Genomic DNA, 15580 nt, shown 5'->3' with positions numbered 1-15580 from the left:
GAAAGAAGACCATGAAACTCGCGCCCAACCTGCACCGCCTCGGTAACGATCTTGTGGCGTGCTATCTCGTCGACACCCCCGACGGCATCACGCTCATCGACGCCGGGCTGCCCGGCCACTGGCGCGACCTGCAGCACGAACTGCGCTCCCTGGGCAAGTCGGTCGAGGACATCCGCGGGCTCGTGCTGACCCACGGCGACTCCGACCACATCGGCTTCGCCGAACGCCTGCGGCGCGATCACGGCGTGCCGGTGTTCGTGCACGCCGCCGACGCCGTCCGCACCCGTACGGGCGAGAAGCCCAAGGTCCCGCTCGGCCCCATGCGCATCGGCCCGCTGCTCGGCTTCTTCGGCTACTCCCTCGGCAAGAACGGCCTGCGCACCCAGTACGTCAAGGAGGTCACCGAGATCGGCGACGGCGACGTCCTGGACCTGCCGGGGAGCCCGGTGATCATCGGCATGCCGGGGCACTCGCCGGGCAGCGTGGCGGTGCACGTGCCGGTGGCCGATGCCGTCTTCGTCGGCGACGCCCTGACCACGCGGCACGTCCTCACCGGGCGCGAGGGCCCGCAGCCCGCCCCCTTCACCGACGACCCGGCGCAGGCGCTCGCCTCGCTCGACCGGATCGCCGGGCTGAAGGCGTCCTGGGTGCTCCCCGGCCACGGCGCCCCCTGGCGCGTCTCGCCCGCCGAGGTGGCCGAGGCGATCAGGAAGGCTTGAGCCGGCGCGGCGGGTCTGCGCAATCATGCCGATCCGTTGGCCTACGCCTGGCACTTCCGCCTCGTGGTACGTCCAGCCCCCGGGTATGGAGGGAAAGAGCGGGGGAGGTTGCGTGATGGCGGGATCTGTGGTGGTCGCGGTGGATGGCTCCGCATCGTCGATGGAAGCACTGGAATGGGCGGTCGCCGAGGCGCGAAGGAAACGACTCGGACTGCGGCTCGTGCACGTGTGCGAGCAGTCGCGTTTCGGCCGTGCGGCGACGGACTACTGCGCCGGAACGCTGGAGGCGGCCCACGATCAGGCCCGCGCCCTGATGGACGACGACCGGATCACCACCGCGCTGCCGACCGGCAACGTGATCGACTGCCTGGTCGGCGAGTCGGCCTCCGCCGACAGCATCGTGCTGGGCAGCCGGGGACTCGGCGGCTTCACGGGGCTCCTGCTCGGCTCGGTGAGCATCGGCGTCGCCGGCTACGCCGCCTGCCCGGTCGTGATCGTACGCGGGTCCACCGGCACGGAACACGGCCGCGTGGTCGTCGGCGACGACGGCTCCCCGTGTGCCAAGACCGCTCTGGCATACGCCGCTGAGCAGGCGCGCGCCCGCGGCGTGCCCATGCACGTCACGTACGCCTGGCAGATGCCGGTGACGCTGTCGTACCCCGCGGGCTACGGCGTGCTGCGGGCCAACTGCTGCGAGCAGGAGCTACACCTGGCGGCCGAACGTCTGTCCGTGTGGCGCCAGGAGAACCAGGACATCGAGATCACCGGCGAGCAGGGCGTCGGCCATCCGGCTCAGGCGCTGATCAAGGCCGGCGAGACGGCCGATCTGGTGGTGGTGGGCTCACGCGGCCTGGGCGGGTTCACCCCGGCCGATCGACGAGGACGCCGCGTGCCGGTCAGAGCCGGGCCGGCACCTCGTTGACAGGACTGCGGGCATTCTGCCCGGTCAGGACCCGTACGGCCTCCTCCGCGGCGATGCGCCGCACCGCCGTGACGGCCTGCTCGGAGTAGTAGGCGGCGTGCGGGGTGACGATCACGTTGGGCAGCGAGAACAGAGGGTTGTGCGGACGCCAGTCACGCTGTTTCGCGGGCTCCTCCTCCAGGTCGTCCAGGGCCGCGCCGGCGATCCAGCCTTCGGTGAGCGCCTGGTACAGGGCGGTGTCCTCCACGATCGGGCCGCGCGCGGTGTTGATCAGGATGGCGGACGGCTTCATCCTGCGGAGCGTCGTACGGTCGAAGGCGTGACGGGTGCCGGGAGTGAGCGGCGCCTGGATCACGAGATGGTCGGAGCCCTCCACGAGTTGGTCGAAGGAGACCGGCCGAACGTGACGTGAGCGCAGCTCGGACTCGTCGAGGAACGGGTCGTGCGCCCACACTTCGACGCCGAACGCTCTGGCGCGTTCGGCGACGAGCTGGGCGATGGCGCCGAAGGACAGCAGCCCGAACACCTGTCCCCGCAGCCGCCAGATCGGCTGCCCGCTCTGCCACTGCCAGGTCCCCTGCCTGGTCGCCTGGTCGTAGGCGCAGATCTTGCGGGCCGCGGCCAGCCAGAGCGCCACGGCGTGGTCGGCGACCTCCTCGGCACACCAGTCGTTCGGCGCGTTCGTGACCTGGATGCCCCGGCGGGTCGCGGCGTCGACGTCGACGATGTCCACGCCCGTGCCGTAGCGGGCGATCACCCGGCACCGGGTGAAGGCGTCGATGGCCCTGGATCCGACCCTGGCGTACTGGGTCAGCACGCCGTCGACGTCCCGGCCCCGCTCGATCACCTCGTCCTCGTTCTTGCACTGCGCCGCGAGGAGCTCGAATCCGGCGTCCTCGACGATCTCGCGTTCGATGTCCACATCGCCGAAGTCGGAGTCGGCGATCATGATGGTGCCTCTGGCGTCAGTGCGAGTCACGAGGAATTCCCTTGGTGCGGACGAGATCCTGATACTTCAGGGCGAGCTCCAGACAGGCTCCGCTGTCCAGTTGCCCGACCGTGGAGCGGTAGATCTCCTGCCATGGTGTCTGGTTGTCCAACTCCGGCGGCGTGTGGTCGGCCCACCGGGCGGCGATCTCGTCATCCGGCAGCAGGACGTCGACGCGGGCGTCGTCCAGGTCGATGCGGATGCGGTCGCCGGTGCGCAGGATGGCGAGATTGCCGCCGACCGCCGCCTCGGGCGTGGCGTTGAGGATCGACGGCGCGTCCGAGGTGCCGCTCTGGCGGCCGTCGCCGAGTGTCGGCAGGGTGGTGACGCCCCGCAGGAGCAGCGCGGCGGGGACCTCCATGTTCACGACCTCGGCCGAACCCGGATAACCGATCGGGCCGGTGTAGCGGATGACGAGGATGCACTCCTCGTCCAGGCCGAGGCCGGGATCGTCGATGCGGGCGTGGTAGTCCTCCGGCCCGTCGAAGACGACGGCGCGGTAGTCCGACACCGCGCGGAGGCCGGGGGTGAGGACTGAGGTCTTCATGACCGCGGAGTCGAACAGGTTGCCCGTCATGACGAGGAGCCCGCCGCGCTCGGCGATCGGCTCGTCGAAGGGACGGATGACGGCCGAGTCGGCGGGTGGGGCGTCGGCCAGGTTCTCGGCCACGGTACGGCCGGAGACGGTCACGACGTCGCCGTGCAGGCGCCCGGCGGCCAGCAACGACCGCATGACGGCGGGCACTCCGCCGGCGCGGTAGAAGTCCTCGCCGAGGAACTCACCGGCGGGGGCGACGTTCGTCAGCACCGGGATGCCGGCTCCGACGCGCTGCCAGTCCTGGATGGTCAGGGGCACCCCGACATGTCGCGCGATGGCGTTGATGTGGACGGGCACGTTGGTCGAGGCGGCGATGGCGGAGGCGACCACGATCGCGTTCTCGAAGGCCCGCATGGTCATGATCTTGCGCGGAGTGAGGTCCTCGCGTACGAGGTCCACCGCCCGGCGGCCCGTGTCGTAGGCCATCTGCCCCCGCCGGCGGTAGGGCGCCGGGATCGCCGCGCAGCAGGGCAGGGACATGCCCAGGGCTTCGGCCAGGCTGTTCATCGACAGCGCGGTGCCCATCGTGTTGCAGTGGCCGATGCTGGGCGCGGAGGCGGCCACGCGCGCCAGGAACTCGGGGTAGTCGATCTCCCCCGTGGCCAGCAGCCGCTTCGACTGCCAGATCACCAGGCCCGAGCCCGACGCGGCCACCCGCTCGCCCTGCCGGTAGCCGTTGAGCATCGGCCCGCCGGACAGGACGATCGCCGGGATGTTCACCGTCGCCGCCGCGGCCAGGCACGCGGGCGTGGTCTTGTCACAGCCCGTCGTCAGGACCACTCCGTCGAGGGGATATCCGTAGAGCACCTCGACCAGCCCCAGGTAGGCGAGGTTACGGTCCAGCGCGGCGGTCGGGCGTTTGCCGGTCTCCTGCAGCGGGTGGACGGGGAACTCGAGCGGCATGCCACCGCCGTCGCGGATCCCGTCCCTGACCCGGTCGGCCAGGGCGAGGTGGTGGCGGTCGCAGGGAACGAGGTCGCTGCCCGTCTGGGCGATGCCGATGATCGGCCGGCCGGACTGGAGCTCGGCCTGGGTCAGCCCGAAGTTGAGATAACGTTCGAGATAGAGAGCCGTCATCTCCGGATTGCCGTCGTTGTCCCACCAGGCCTGGCTGCGGAGACCTCCCGTGGCGCGCTCCTTCGGCGACATCAGCCGCTCCTCACCGTGTCAGGCCCGTCCGATCCGGCCGGGTAGCCGGCCAGCGGCACCACGTCTCTGGACCAGGCCGACATGACCGGTTCGAGGACGCGCCAGGACTCTTCGGCCTCGTCGCCGCGGATGGACAGGGCGGCGTCGCCGTGCAGCACGTCCAGCAGCAGCCGGCCGTAGGCGGGAAGCTCGGAGCCGGTCGGCCGCGCGGCGAGGGTGAGCGGGGCGAGGGTGTGGGCGCCGGTCCCGACGCCGGTCAGCGCCAGGGTCATGCTCTCCGGCTCCAGCCCGAAGCGCAGCACGTTGGGCGCGGCCTCCTCGTCGAAGCCGGCGGGCAGATGCGGCACGGAACGGAAACGTACCGCGACCTCTTTGCGGTCATGGCCGAGCGCCTTGCCGGTGCGCAGCCGGAAGGTGGTGCCGGACCAGCGCCAGCTGTCGAGTTCCAGCTCCACCTCGGCGAAGGTCTCAGTGCCGCGTTCCGGGTCCACACCCTCCTCTTCTGTGTAGGCGGGAACGTCGCGGCCGGCCAGATAGCGGGCCCGGCGGGTGCGGCGTACGACGTCGTCGTCCGTGAGCGGGCGTACCGAGCGCAGCACGTCGATCTTCCGGTCCCGCAGGTCGCGCTCGCCGAGGCTGAGCGGCGGTTCCATGGCCACCAGGCACAGCACCTGCAGCAGGTGGTTCTGCACCATGTCCTTCAGCGCCCCGGTCCCGTCGTAGTAGCCCGCCCTGCCCTCCAGAGCCAGCGACTCGTCCCAGACGATCTCCACCTCGCGGATGTGCGCGCTGTTCCAGATGGGCTCCAGGACGCGGTTGGCCAGGCGGCTGCCGAGCACGTTCTGGACGGTCGTCATGGCCAGGAAGTGGTCGACGCGGAACACCGCCTGCTCGAGCACGATCCCCGCCAGCAGCCGGTTCAGCTCGACCGCGCTGTCCAGGTCCACGCCGAACGGCTTCTCCAGCACGATCCTGCTCCCCCGCGGCAGGTTCGCGGCCCCCAGGGCGGCGACCGTGGCGGGGAAGATCTCCGGGGGAAGGGCGAGGTAGAAGGCCACGGGTCCGTCGCCGGCGACGACCGACGCGACGTCGGCGGCATCGGTGGCGTCGATCCGCCGGTAGTGCGCGCGGTCCGCGACGGCCGCCCTGGCCTCGGCGGGCGAGTCGAGGCCGTGCCGGTCGAGCTGATCGGCGGCCCAGCTCCTGAAGTGCTCGCCGGTCCAGTCGACCCGGCCGGCGCACGTCAACGTGAAGCGGTCGTCGAGGTGTCCGGCCGCGCGCAGGGCGGTCAGTGCCGGCAGCAGGTAGCGGGCGTTGAGGTCGCCGGTGGCACCGAAGATGACGAGCCGGTTGATCATCCCGTGTGGCCTGCTCTCGCTCGTGCCAGGTTGACGCCGCTGGCGATGATGCCGATGTGGCTGAACGCCTGCGGGAAGTTGCCGATGAACGTGCCGGTGGACGGGTCGATCTGCTCCGGCAACAGGCCGAGCGGGCTGGCGCGGGCGCACAGGGACGCGTACAGGTCCTCGGCTCGTTCGAGGTGACCTTGCAGAACCAGGTTGTCGACCAGCCAGAAGCTGCACAGCAGGAAGGCGCCCTCGTCGCCGGGCAGGCCGTCGGGTGAGCGCTCGTGCAGGTACCGGTAGACGAGGCCGTCACCGGCGGACAGGCGTTCGGCGATGGCCGCGGTGGTGGCCGCCATCCGCGGATGGCGGGGCGGGACGACCCGCCGCAGCGGCAGCGCGAGCAGGCTGGCGTCCAGGCTTCCGCCGCCGTCGAGATGCTCGCTCAGGCATTGAGCCTTCTCGTCCCAGGACTGGTCCAGGATGAGCCCGCGCAGCTTCTCGGCCTCGGCGCGCCATCGCGGCATCGGTCCCGGCAGACCGAGCCGATCGCCGATCGCCGCGGCCCGGTCGAGGGCGACGTGGCACATGCCGGCCGAGTAGGTGAAGAGCCGGCCTTCGCCGCGCACCTCCCAGATGCCCTGATCCGGCTGCCGCCACATGGTCGCGGCGGACTGGGCCAGCTCGGCCAGGCCGGACCACAGCGCGGGCTGGAGCTCGCGGCCGGGACGCAGCCACTGGTCGGCGCAGTCCAGCACCTCGCCGTAGACGTCGTGCTGGCGCTGGTCGGCCGCCCCGTTGCCCCATCGCACCGGAGCAGAGCGCCGGTAACCCTCCAGCTCGGCGTCCGCGATCTCGTCCGGCACGGGAGCGCCGCCCAGGGTGTACATGATCCGCGGATGATGGCTCTGCTCGAAGGCGTCGAGGACCCAGCCGAGAAAGGCGTCGGCCTCCTCCCCGAAACCCACCCGGCGCAGGGCGAACACGGCATAGGCCGCGTCCCTGATCCAGGTGTAGCGGTAGTCCCAGTTGCGGACACCCCCGATCGGCGCGGGCAACGAGGACGTGGGGGCCGCCACCAGCGAGCCGTTGATCCAGTCGTCACACAGCTTCAACGTGATCACCGAACGCCGGACCAGCGCCTCCTGCGGGCCGGCGTAAGCGCACGTCGCCATCCAGCGCCGCCACGCGTCGGCGGTGTCCCGCAGCATCGCCTCGGGAGCGAACCGGTGGTGGCGGTGGATGCGCCCCCAGGACAGCACCAGATCGAGCCGGTCGCCCTCCTCCAGGTCGTGCACCGTGCGCAGATCGGTCAGCGGCCGGTTGGAGCGCAGGTGCAGGCGCAGGTCGGGCCGCCGCAACGCCCGTACCTCCAGGCCGCTGCCGAGGGCTCTGGCCTGTCCGCCACCGCGCGGCTCCAGCTCCGCCCGCAGGCGCACGGTCCCGTCCAGGACGACGGCGCACCGGACGAGCTCGGCCCGGCCGGCGCCCGCGTCGTCGCTGAGGTCGGCGCCCGCGCGCAGGGCCAGCGCGTCGGTGATCCTGACCAGGCCGGTCGGGCCCTGCAGTTCGGTCACCAGCACCGCGGTGTCGGGTTCGTAGAACTGCCGGGCCGCGCGCAGATCGTCCAGCGTCAGCGCGAACTGGCCGCCCCGCGCGTGATCCAGCAGGCCGCACAGCAACGGCTCGTCGTCGAAACGCGGCAGGCACAACCACGGGATCGAACCGTCCAGGCCGACCAGAGCCGCCGTCGCACCGTCGCCGATCAGGCCCAGGTCCTCCAGGGGCAGGTAGCCGTCCCGGCGGCGTACTGGGCGGAACGGTGGATCAGGATCGAGCATTGCCGAGTTCTCTTCCGCTGGGCGCGCCGTATGACGAGACTCGCCCGGTCGTGGTCCTGGGAAGGTGCTGATCACCTTCCAGGACGTCCTGCCGGCCGTCGCCCGCACACACCGCGAGGCCAGGACCGCCGACGGCCGCGTGGCATCCGCCTTCCCGTCCGCCCTCGCACGCGCGACGGCGTCGGTGAGGAGTGACGCCACGATTATCCGCCGTATCTACCCCGGGACGCTCAGCGCGGAACGCCGGCTCCGCCCTCCGGCCGGCAATGACTTGTTGCCGAACAACGGGTCGTCCTATTACCACGACGAGAGCCCATGGCCGGGGACCCGTCCGTCGAACGGCTGTGCCCGCGGCACCGCGTCGGCCCGCTCCGCGGTGAGCGTGCGGGCGGCGGTCATGTCGCGACTCACAGCCAGGTGCGGAGCGCGTCCATGTCGACCAGCGGCAGGCCCCAGCGCAGCGCGGACGCCTCCAGATCGGCCGCGCCGGCCATGACGCCGTCGCGCCGCATCACCTCGCAGCACACGCCCACCGGCGGCAGGCCGGCCGCCACGCACAGGGCGACCGTCGCCTCCGAGTGCCCGGCACGCTCGCGCAGCAGGCCGGAGCGGGCGGCGATCGGCACGACGTGGCCGGGTGAGACGAAGTCGGCGGGCCTGGCCTCGGGGTGGGCGAGCCGCCGTACGGTGGCCGCGCGTTCCGCGGCGCTGACCCCGGTGCCGGTGGCGGCGGCCAGGTCCACCGGCGTACGGAAGGCCGTGCCGTGGTGGTCCCCCTCGCCGGACAACGCCGGGATCTCCAGCCGGTCCAGGACCTCCGGCGCGCACGGGACGCACGGGTAGCCGTACACCTCGGTCAGCAGGAACGTGAAGGCGGCCGGGCGCAGGTTCTCGCCGGCGAAGATGACGTCGCCCTCGACCTCGCGATCGGGGTCCCACACCATCACCGCGCCGCCGGCGGCGATCTGCCGCACCGCCTTCTCCACGCCGACCCGCCCTGACAGGTGCCCGGCCCAGCCCAGCGCCGCGACCGCGCGGGCGACGTTCGCGCCGGCGGACGCGGGCCCGGCCTCGGCCAGGCGGCTCACCAGGTCGGATTCGAGGTTGACCCGGTCGCCCTCGGTCAGCCCGGCCAGGGTCGTCCCGGCCAGCGTGGCCGGGATCAGCGCCACCGAGAACCGGTCCTTGACGATCTCGGCCACCGTCAGGCTCACGCCCTCGACCGCGACCGACCCCTTGGCCGCGATCCTGCTCAGGAACCGGTCCGGCGGGCGGATCCACAGCCGCCGCCCTCTGCCGGGGTCGTCCTCCACGCGGACCACCTTGCCGACGCCGTCCACGTGACCCTGCACCAAGTGCCCGTCGAGCGGATCGCCGACGGTCAGGGGCGTCTCCAGGTTCACCCGCCGTCCGGGTGCCGGGAGTTCGTCGAACGTCGTCCGCCGCCGGGTCTCGGCGCTGATCGACGTACTGATCAGGTCGTGCTCCACGCGTTCGGCGGTCACGCAGACCCCGGCGACGTTGAGCGACCCGCCGGGCACCAGCCGCCCCGCGCTCTTGGCCGCCCGGATGCCGAGGCCGCTCGCGTCGGCGTACTCGATCACGCCGATCTCGTCGATTCTTCCGGTGAACATGCCATTCCTCTCGTGCCGGCCTCGGCCGCGTCCGTCGCGACCGGTGGCGTCAGGGACCGTCATGGGGGTCCGAGAGGGGGCGGGGTATCACCGCGTGGCTCCGGAATCACACCGGATCGTTCCTCCCTGGGGAGAAACCGGGGGCTGTCACCACCGCACCTGGAATTGCACCACTTTCACGATAACCGGGGAACTCTCCGATGGGAACACCAGCCGATCTTCCATGGACCGGGCAGGCTCGGCCCCACCACGATGCCCGCAGGCGATCTGCTGCCGGTTCAGCCCTTGGTCGGCGTCGGGTTCGGCGCTGAAATCATGGAGAACTCACGCGCGGAAGATCGCGTCCAAACTGGAATGAGATCCTTTCGCATGTTCCTGGCGGCTGCTCTCATCGCTGCGGTGGCCGGATGCGGCGGCGACACGGCGGCGTCCGCGGCGCTGCTGTTACCGGAGCACCCGGCGGGTCTCCACCTGGAGCAGATCGTCACCTCGGACGCCGAGCGGCAGGCGATCACGGCGTACGCGGAAGGTGACACGCCCGGCGACCGGACGCTGGCCGTCCTCGTGACGCGGTCGGAGGACTGGGAGCAGCCGTACGACTGGAAGCCGCCGCACCAGGGCAAGCCGGTCAAGCTGGACAGGCACGAGGCGACCATGGGCGGATCGGGGCGGCACCGCTGGATCACCTGGCCGATCAGAACGAGCGAGAACTTCGAGTCGTTCGGGGTCCTGGGCCATGGGCTGTCGGAGGCCGAGCTGATCAGGGCGGCCAACGGGGTGGCGGCGGATCCCCGGCGGCCGCGCATCGACGCCGCCCATCTGCCACCGGGGCTGGACCTCGTCACCACCGGAGCGCTGCCGATCGCCGGCTGGGAGCCGAGACTCGGCGGAACGGAGCAGGTCTGGACCAACCGGCAGCGCCGCGCCAGAGTCGTCGTCAGCCAGCTGCCCGGCGACGCCGACCTGGCCGTCCTCGCCGGCGCCACAGTCAGCGGAGAACCCCGGGAGATCCGCGGCACCACCGGCCTGGCGGGTGGCGACCTGCTGAGCAGCGGATCGCTCGGCCTGGACTGGGTGCACCGGGACCGGGCCCTCATGATCCCCAAGGTCCGGCTCTGGCGGGAGAACGGCGTGATCGTCAAGGTGTCGGCGCTGGGGCTGGCCGACCATGCGGTGGACGCGTTCGTACGAGAGCTGCGCCCGGCCGGCCCCGAAGCCGTCGAACGGGCGCGTGACCGCATCCTGGACTACCCCGCCGAGCTGCTGTTCCCGCCCGTCGACGGCGAGAACCGCTCGTTGCGTGTCGTCACACACGGCAGGAACGCCGAGCACGCCTGGGCCATGGGCGCCGGACTCCAGGACGGAACCCTCACCTCCGTGTTCCGTGTCCTCTCCCGCCGGGCCGCGATCGTGGACGGCGGCGGCGGGACCTTCGAGTGGAAGCCGGCCTACGCTCGGGCGCCGCTGACGCTCGTGCGTGACGTGCTGGAGCTCGGCCTGCCCAGCGACAACGTCCTCGCCGGCTTCGCGGGGACCGGCGTACGCGAGGTGCGCATCACGTACGCGGACGGCACCTCGGCAGAACTGCCCCTCGGCCCGGCGGCCGGTCCTGGCGGGGTCCGCTGGTTCTCCACCGAAGCGAAGTCCCGCCCGTTCAAGCTCTCCGCCAAGACAAGGGACGGCAAGATCACCCACTCCGTACGCCGCCTCCCCTGAACGGCGGCCGAAGGGCGACCGACGCTGATCACCGCTGGAGAAGGACCTCCTCAGCAAGGCGCCGGCAGCCACTTCACCATGATCTGGCAGGGGGTGCCCGGCCAGAGGTGCCCTGTCTCCTCCAGGGGGAGGAAGCCGACAGAATGGTAGAACGCTCTCGTGTACGCGTAGCCACGATCCGGATGGGCGGCTCCCAGCGTCTTCACGTGGAGCATGCGGCAGCCGTCCGCGGCGACGTTCGCGGCGAGCAGGCCGACGAGCGTCCTGCCGACGCCACGCCTATGCCACGACGGGGCCACCGCCATCAGGTGGATCTCGGCCGCCTCGGTGAAGTGTCTCCGGTACAGAAGGACGCCGACGGGCTCCGTATGGCAGCGCGCGACGAGGCCGGGAAGATGGCGGGCGGACTCCACATATGCCGCGTTGGCCTCGGGAATGCCGAACCACGACGGCAACCGATCGATCAGTCCTGCCGTGACGTCCGCCAGCTCGGTCGAGCCGCTCACCTCGGTTGTCCGGAAAGCCGGGCCATCGTCCACGCCCGGATCGTGTCACCGCCGATTGCCGTGACGCACCTCGTTTTCTGTTCAACGCACGCTCGGCCCTGGTTCGGCGGCGCGGGCGTGCTGGGTGTCAGCGGGTGAAGTCGCTGCGCAGATAGCCGTGGAAGAGGGAGAACGGGCTGTACTTCGCACGCTGTTCTTCACGCAGGAGCAGGTGGTCGGCGATGACGTGACCGGTGAAGTGGTCGTTGGCGACGGTGAAGGTCACGGCGGTGTTGGCGTCATCGGCGGGGTGATCGCCGACGTCGATGATCAGGCCGCCGTCCATCGTCACCGGGAGGTCGATCCGGTGGACGGGCTTGAAGAGCAGCTCTATGTGCGGCGCGCTCGGGTCGAACTCCGTCCGCAGGACGAGCTCGCTGTGTGTGGGTAGGTAGCTCCACATCCTGAAGCGGCGGCCCGGGAAGCTGAGCGGGAGCACGAGCCGGCCCGGGTAACGATCGTCGCCCACGGAGAGAGGCTACCCGGCAGGTTCTGCCGGTTGCGGGTGGTCAGGTTTCCGTGATGGAGAAGGTGTTGCCGTCGGGGTCGCGGAAGGAGAACATCGGGGGGACGCTGGGCCAGGTGAGGAGGTCGTCGGTGTCGACGCCGGCGGCCGTGAGGGCGGTGTGGGCGGCGGACGCGTCGTCGGTGGTGAAGCGGATCATGATCGGGCCGCGGGTGACGTCCGTGGTGGTGTGGTCCAGGGTGACGATGACGTCGTCGGTCCCGGGGGCGAGTTCGATCCAGCGGCCGGTCGGGATCGGGGCGTCGCGCAGCACGGTGAAGCCGAGGGTGCCGGTGTAGAAACGCAGCGCCTGGTCCTGGTCGGTGACGGGGACGCTGACGGTCCTGATGCCGGTGATGACCTTCGCCGGTGCGCTCATCGCGTGATCCGCTCGTCGAGGGTGACGGTGACGGTGTCGCCGGCCTGCTTGCCGATGCGGGCGCGGGTGCCGGCGGTGAACGCGAGCTTGTGGGTGCCGTCGCCCAGCGCCATGAACGAGCCCTGGAACGGCTCGCCGTCGACGCGGCCCCGGACCTTCACCAGGCCGCGGGTGCCGAAGAAGTCGGCCGAGCCGGGCATCACGACATAGGTCCAGCCGCCCTTGGCCGGGCTTTTGAGCAGGGTGGCGGTGAACGTCCTGTCCAGTTCGGTGCTTGCTGGTGCGGTCATGAAGGGTCGCCTCCGTACATGAGTGAGCCGGGTGTGGTGAGTTCGGTGCCGGTCTCCAGCCAAGTCTTGAGCCCGGACATGATCATCGGCCAGCCGCCGTAGAGGTGCTCGTCGGCGTCGGCGGGGAGCTGGTCGTGCCGGACGACGAGCCGGCAGCTGTCGCCGACCTGCTCGATCTCCCAGGTCACCCGGCTGGTGCCCTGGGCGGCGATGTCGTCGTCCCAGATCGCGTGGTAGCTCTGCACGAGCCGCCACGGCGGGTCGACCTCGAGGTTCTCTCCCTCGATCAACCCGCCGGCGCCCTCGTGCGTGATCCGGTACGCGGATCCGGCGGTCCAGTCGGAGTCGACCCGCGCGCCGAACTGGAACCGTGCCCGCGTCTCCGGATCCGTGATCGCCCGCCACAGCCGCTGCGGCGTGGTGCGGATGAAGATCTCGAACACCTTCTCCACGCGTGCCTCCAGTTGTCGTTTGAGGTCGACGAGGCCGGCGGCCCAGGTCGAGGTGTATTTGCTGACCCATCGGTCATGGACGAGGCGGATTGGCACGGCGTTCAGGAAGTGCAGTTTCTCCCTGCCGCGCCGGTCCGACACCACCAGGCCGGCCTCCTCCAGCAGGCGAAGGTGCTTGGCCACGGCGACCCTCGTCATCGCGAACCGGCTCGCCAGCGCGTTGAGCGACTGCCCGTCCCGTTCGAACAGCTCGTCGAGCAGCTCGCGGCGGGTCGGGTCAGCCAGCGCCTTGAAGACCAGTTCCACGCGCACCACTATAGGAAACCATTTGGTTTCATGTCTAGCCCTACGGGGCCTGAAGGAGCTCGGAAGCGATCTCGATCGGGTCGCCGTGCGGTTCTGTCGGGTACGCGGTGAGCCGGTCGGCCCACTCCTGGCCGTAGGCGTTCCAGTCGATCGGACCCTGGTCGAAGAAGGTCTGCCAGCGGGCCCGGTAGTAGTCGCCCATCAGGCCCGACCAGTTCCGGTTGGCGTACTCGGTGAGGATCGCGGCGTCCGGGCCGCCCCACACCGTGACGAGCCGCTTGGCCGCGCTTTCCAGCAGGCGGCTCTCCTCCTCGTCGGCGCCCCAGCGGCGGGCGTCGCGCAGCCAGCGGCCGAGGAGGTGCTCAGGGCGGGTGGCGAGCAGCCGGTCCTGGAGCTCGATCAGGTGCAGGAAGCGCCGCTGGGCGTCCGCCGAGGCGAGCTGGGGCACGAGGGCGCGGCCCCGGTCGTCGATGACCTGGCGGGTGACGTCGACCAGATCGTGCCGGTACGTGTCGGAGTCGCGCAGGCGCGGCGCCGCCCTGAGCAGCAGCCGCCAGGCGGCCTCCACCTGCGCCGGGTCGTAGTGCAGCCGGTGCGGGCCGACAGCGGAGGCCTGGTCGGCGGTGAAGGAGGGGGTGGCGGCGAAGACGCTGTCGGTGCCGGCGTAGACCTTGAAGTCGCTCAGCTTCTCGTCGAAGTCGTCGAACTCCTCCTCTACGGCGATCGTCCCGCCCCAGGTCGCGTACGCCGACGAACGCAGCAGGCGCCACGCGGCCAGGGCGTCGGGATCAGCGGAGCCGTAGCGGGCGTGGACCCAGTCCGCCAGCCAGGCGTCCAGGTCGACGGGCTCGCCGGTCCAGGTGAGGTCGGCGAACAGGTCCCAGACCACCGGGTTGGTGTGCACGCCTTCGGCCATGTTGGTCAGCGCGACGAGTTCGCCGGAGGCGAGCGGGCCGGCCAGTTCGCCGGGGGCGGCGGCGATGTCGGGCAGGGAGCCGTACAGGCCGTGGCGGCCGCCGTAGTTGGGCAGGATGCCGAACCCCCACGGCGCGCCCCAGAACCCGCCCTCGCCGCGCCAGGTGTCGCCGGTCAGGTCGAGGACCAGCATCCGGTCCCGGTCGCAGGCGTCGAACAGCTCCTTGCGGGGGTTGCCCGCCCACGCCTGCACCACCCACAGGTAGCCGGGGTCGGCCGCGCGCATCGCCCGTTCGACGCCCGAGGCGGCGTCGGCGAGCGAGGTGTCACCGATCCGGCCGCCCTCGTGCAGCAGGTCGACCGCCCAGGTGCCGCTCTGGCCGAAGCGTTCGCGCTGGCGGCGGTAGAAGGCCTCGGCGACCCGCGCGTAGTGGGGTGTGGAGGTGTCGAGCCAGTCGGGGCGGGCCGGGCCGGCCACGTCCATGAACCACAGGCCCTGCGGGACGACGGTGGCGCCGGGGTTCCGGTCGGCGAACCCGCCGGGGACGGTGCCGGAGAAGCCGGGCAGGATGGGCCTGATGCCGAGTTCGCGCATCCGCGCCAGCACCCGCAGGGCCAGCGACGAGCGGCGTTCGACCAGGTCACGGGTGGTGCCGCCGCCGAAGCTGTGGATGTTGTTCAGCCACTGCCACGGCTGGTGCGACGGCGGCACGATCCAGGCCAGCAGTTCGTCTTCCGTGTAGCCGAACTCGCCGAACGCCTCCAGCCACACGGCCTCCTGCCCGAGCGTGAGGTGGGCGGCGTTGACGCCGGCGGCGGCGAGCAGGTCGAGCTCGCGTTCCCACTGGTCCCAGTCGTAGAACGGCGTCGTGTACCCGGCGACGGTGAGGTTGTAGGCGACCCGGTACCGGTACGGCGACGTCGCCGCCAGCGGCTGGGCGGGTGGCGGTGCGCTGGCCGGGAGGTTGTCACCCCAGCGGCCGACCTGGCCGCGGCCCACGTGCCGGAGGTAGTGTGCGAACGCGCTGGTCACGGCGATCGGACCGGTGCCCGCGAGCACCGTCCTGCCGTTCTCCGCCCAGATCTCGAAGCGGTCCCCGGCGTCCGCGCCGGGCAGTGCGCGGACGTCGAAGGCTTCGGCGAGCGGGCCGGCGAGCCGGCGCAGCGACTCCTCGGCCGCGGGGATCCATTCGGGCGTGAACATCGCTGACTCCAGACGTCGAAGTGTCTCAATGGGACATTTTATAGCGCATCCGAAAATTTCCCGCTGAGCCTACT

The 15580-nt window shown here is 71.2% G+C and carries 14 protein-coding genes; 3 read left to right on the top strand and 11 right to left on the bottom strand.

Going from position 1 to position 15580, the window contains the following annotated elements:
• Positions 1-11 precede the first annotated feature (11 nt).
• Both B0I32_RS20225 and B0I32_RS20220 read left to right on the top strand, forming a co-directional pair.
• Positions 12-719, top strand: coding sequence for an MBL fold metallo-hydrolase (locus B0I32_RS20225; RefSeq protein ID WP_106241523.1), 708 nt, complete (start codon positions 12-14; stop codon positions 717-719).
• Positions 720-834: 115 nt separating this feature from the next.
• The gene (locus B0I32_RS20220; RefSeq protein ID WP_181307579.1) at positions 835-1641 is read left to right on the top strand and encodes a universal stress protein; all 807 of its coding nucleotides are present in this window, start codon (positions 835-837) and stop codon (positions 1639-1641) included.
• Here B0I32_RS20220 and B0I32_RS20215 read toward each other — a convergent pair.
• The 5 genes from B0I32_RS20215 to B0I32_RS20195 form a co-directional block, all read right to left on the bottom strand.
• The gene (locus B0I32_RS20215) at positions 1616-2620 is read right to left on the bottom strand and encodes a C-terminal binding protein (RefSeq protein WP_181307577.1); all 1005 of its coding nucleotides are present in this window, start codon (positions 2618-2620) and stop codon (positions 1616-1618) included. The genes B0I32_RS20220 and B0I32_RS20215 overlap by 26 nt on opposite strands.
• The gene (locus tag B0I32_RS20210) at positions 2607-4376 is read right to left on the bottom strand and encodes an IlvD/Edd family dehydratase (RefSeq protein WP_106241518.1); all 1770 of its coding nucleotides are present in this window, start codon (positions 4374-4376) and stop codon (positions 2607-2609) included. Before B0I32_RS20210 ends, B0I32_RS20215 begins: the two co-directional genes overlap by 14 nt.
• Positions 4376-5734, bottom strand: a complete 1359-nt coding sequence (locus B0I32_RS20205) for a glucose-6-phosphate dehydrogenase (RefSeq protein ID WP_106241516.1) — start codon at positions 5732-5734, stop codon at positions 4376-4378. Before B0I32_RS20205 ends, B0I32_RS20210 begins: the two co-directional genes overlap by 1 nt.
• Positions 5731-7560 (bottom strand): glycoside hydrolase family 15 protein, encoded by a 1830-nt coding sequence (locus tag B0I32_RS20200; protein WP_106241513.1) that lies wholly within the window; start codon positions 7558-7560, stop codon positions 5731-5733. The genes B0I32_RS20205 and B0I32_RS20200 overlap by 4 nt, the downstream gene beginning before the upstream one ends.
• A gap of 407 nt (positions 7561-7967) precedes the next feature.
• Positions 7968-9194, bottom strand: coding sequence for a riboflavin synthase (locus B0I32_RS20195; protein ID WP_106241511.1), 1227 nt, complete (start codon positions 9192-9194; stop codon positions 7968-7970).
• Between the two features lie 354 nt (positions 9195-9548).
• Between B0I32_RS20195 and B0I32_RS20190 the strand changes: the two genes are divergently transcribed.
• A complete protein-coding gene (locus B0I32_RS20190; protein WP_181307575.1) occupies positions 9549-10910 on the top strand; it encodes a hypothetical protein in 1362 nt (453 codons plus the stop codon).
• Between the two features lie 50 nt (positions 10911-10960).
• Here the strand turns inward: B0I32_RS20190 and B0I32_RS20185 are convergent, their stop codons facing one another.
• The 6 genes from B0I32_RS20185 to B0I32_RS20160 form a co-directional block, all read right to left on the bottom strand.
• Complete coding sequence (locus B0I32_RS20185) at positions 10961-11449, bottom strand: GNAT family N-acetyltransferase (RefSeq protein WP_219911905.1); 489 nt, start codon at positions 11447-11449, stop codon at positions 10961-10963.
• A gap of 94 nt (positions 11450-11543) precedes the next feature.
• Positions 11544-11924 (bottom strand): hypothetical protein, encoded by a 381-nt coding sequence (locus B0I32_RS20180; RefSeq protein WP_146178236.1) that lies wholly within the window; start codon positions 11922-11924, stop codon positions 11544-11546.
• 40 nt (positions 11925-11964) lie between these two features.
• Positions 11965-12339 carry a VOC family protein gene (locus tag B0I32_RS20175; RefSeq protein ID WP_106241505.1) on the bottom strand — a complete coding sequence of 125 codons (375 nt, stop codon included), beginning with the start codon at positions 12337-12339 and terminating at the stop codon, positions 11965-11967.
• The gene (locus B0I32_RS20170; RefSeq protein ID WP_181307572.1) at positions 12336-12629 is read right to left on the bottom strand and encodes a DUF1905 domain-containing protein; all 294 of its coding nucleotides are present in this window, start codon (positions 12627-12629) and stop codon (positions 12336-12338) included. Before B0I32_RS20170 ends, B0I32_RS20175 begins: the two co-directional genes overlap by 4 nt.
• On the bottom strand, positions 12626-13387 hold the full coding sequence (locus tag B0I32_RS20165) for an ArsR/SmtB family transcription factor (RefSeq protein WP_106241871.1): 762 nt from the start codon (positions 13385-13387) through the stop codon (positions 12626-12628). The genes B0I32_RS20170 and B0I32_RS20165 overlap by 4 nt, the downstream gene beginning before the upstream one ends.
• 40 nt (positions 13388-13427) lie before the next feature.
• The gene (locus tag B0I32_RS20160) at positions 13428-15506 is read right to left on the bottom strand and encodes an alpha-N-acetylglucosaminidase (RefSeq protein ID WP_106241503.1); all 2079 of its coding nucleotides are present in this window, start codon (positions 15504-15506) and stop codon (positions 13428-13430) included.
• Positions 15507-15580 lie beyond the last annotated feature (74 nt).

This window comes from Nonomuraea fuscirosea (genome assembly GCF_003001935.1).
Classification (GTDB): Bacteria; Actinomycetota; Actinomycetes; order Streptosporangiales; family Streptosporangiaceae; genus Nonomuraea; species Nonomuraea fuscirosea.
Note: the sequence above shows the minus strand (reverse complement) of the source record. Positions and strands in the feature narration are given on the sequence as shown.

Coding starts and splice junctions, on each gene's coding strand:
- B0I32_RS20195 (WP_106241511.1), bottom strand. CDS start 9,194: ATGTTCACCGGAAGAATCGACGAGATCGGCGTGATCGAGTACGCCGAC.
- B0I32_RS20160 (WP_106241503.1), bottom strand. CDS start 15,506: ATGTTCACGCCCGAATGGATCCCCGCGGCCGAGGAGTCGCTGCGCCGG.
- B0I32_RS20205 (WP_106241516.1), bottom strand. CDS start 5,734: ATGATCAACCGGCTCGTCATCTTCGGTGCCACCGGCGACCTCAACGCC.
- B0I32_RS20220 (WP_181307579.1), top strand. CDS start 835: ATGGCGGGATCTGTGGTGGTCGCGGTGGATGGCTCCGCATCGTCGATG.
- B0I32_RS20190 (WP_181307575.1), top strand. CDS start 9,549: ATGAGATCCTTTCGCATGTTCCTGGCGGCTGCTCTCATCGCTGCGGTG.
- B0I32_RS20175 (WP_106241505.1), bottom strand. CDS start 12,339: ATGAGCGCACCGGCGAAGGTCATCACCGGCATCAGGACCGTCAGCGTC.
- B0I32_RS20200 (WP_106241513.1), bottom strand. CDS start 7,560: ATGCTCGATCCTGATCCACCGTTCCGCCCAGTACGCCGCCGGGACGGC.
- B0I32_RS20210 (WP_106241518.1), bottom strand. CDS start 4,376: ATGTCGCCGAAGGAGCGCGCCACGGGAGGTCTCCGCAGCCAGGCCTGG.
- B0I32_RS20225 (WP_106241523.1), top strand. CDS start 12: ATGAAACTCGCGCCCAACCTGCACCGCCTCGGTAACGATCTTGTGGCG.
- B0I32_RS20170 (WP_181307572.1), bottom strand. CDS start 12,629: ATGACCGCACCAGCAAGCACCGAACTGGACAGGACGTTCACCGCCACC.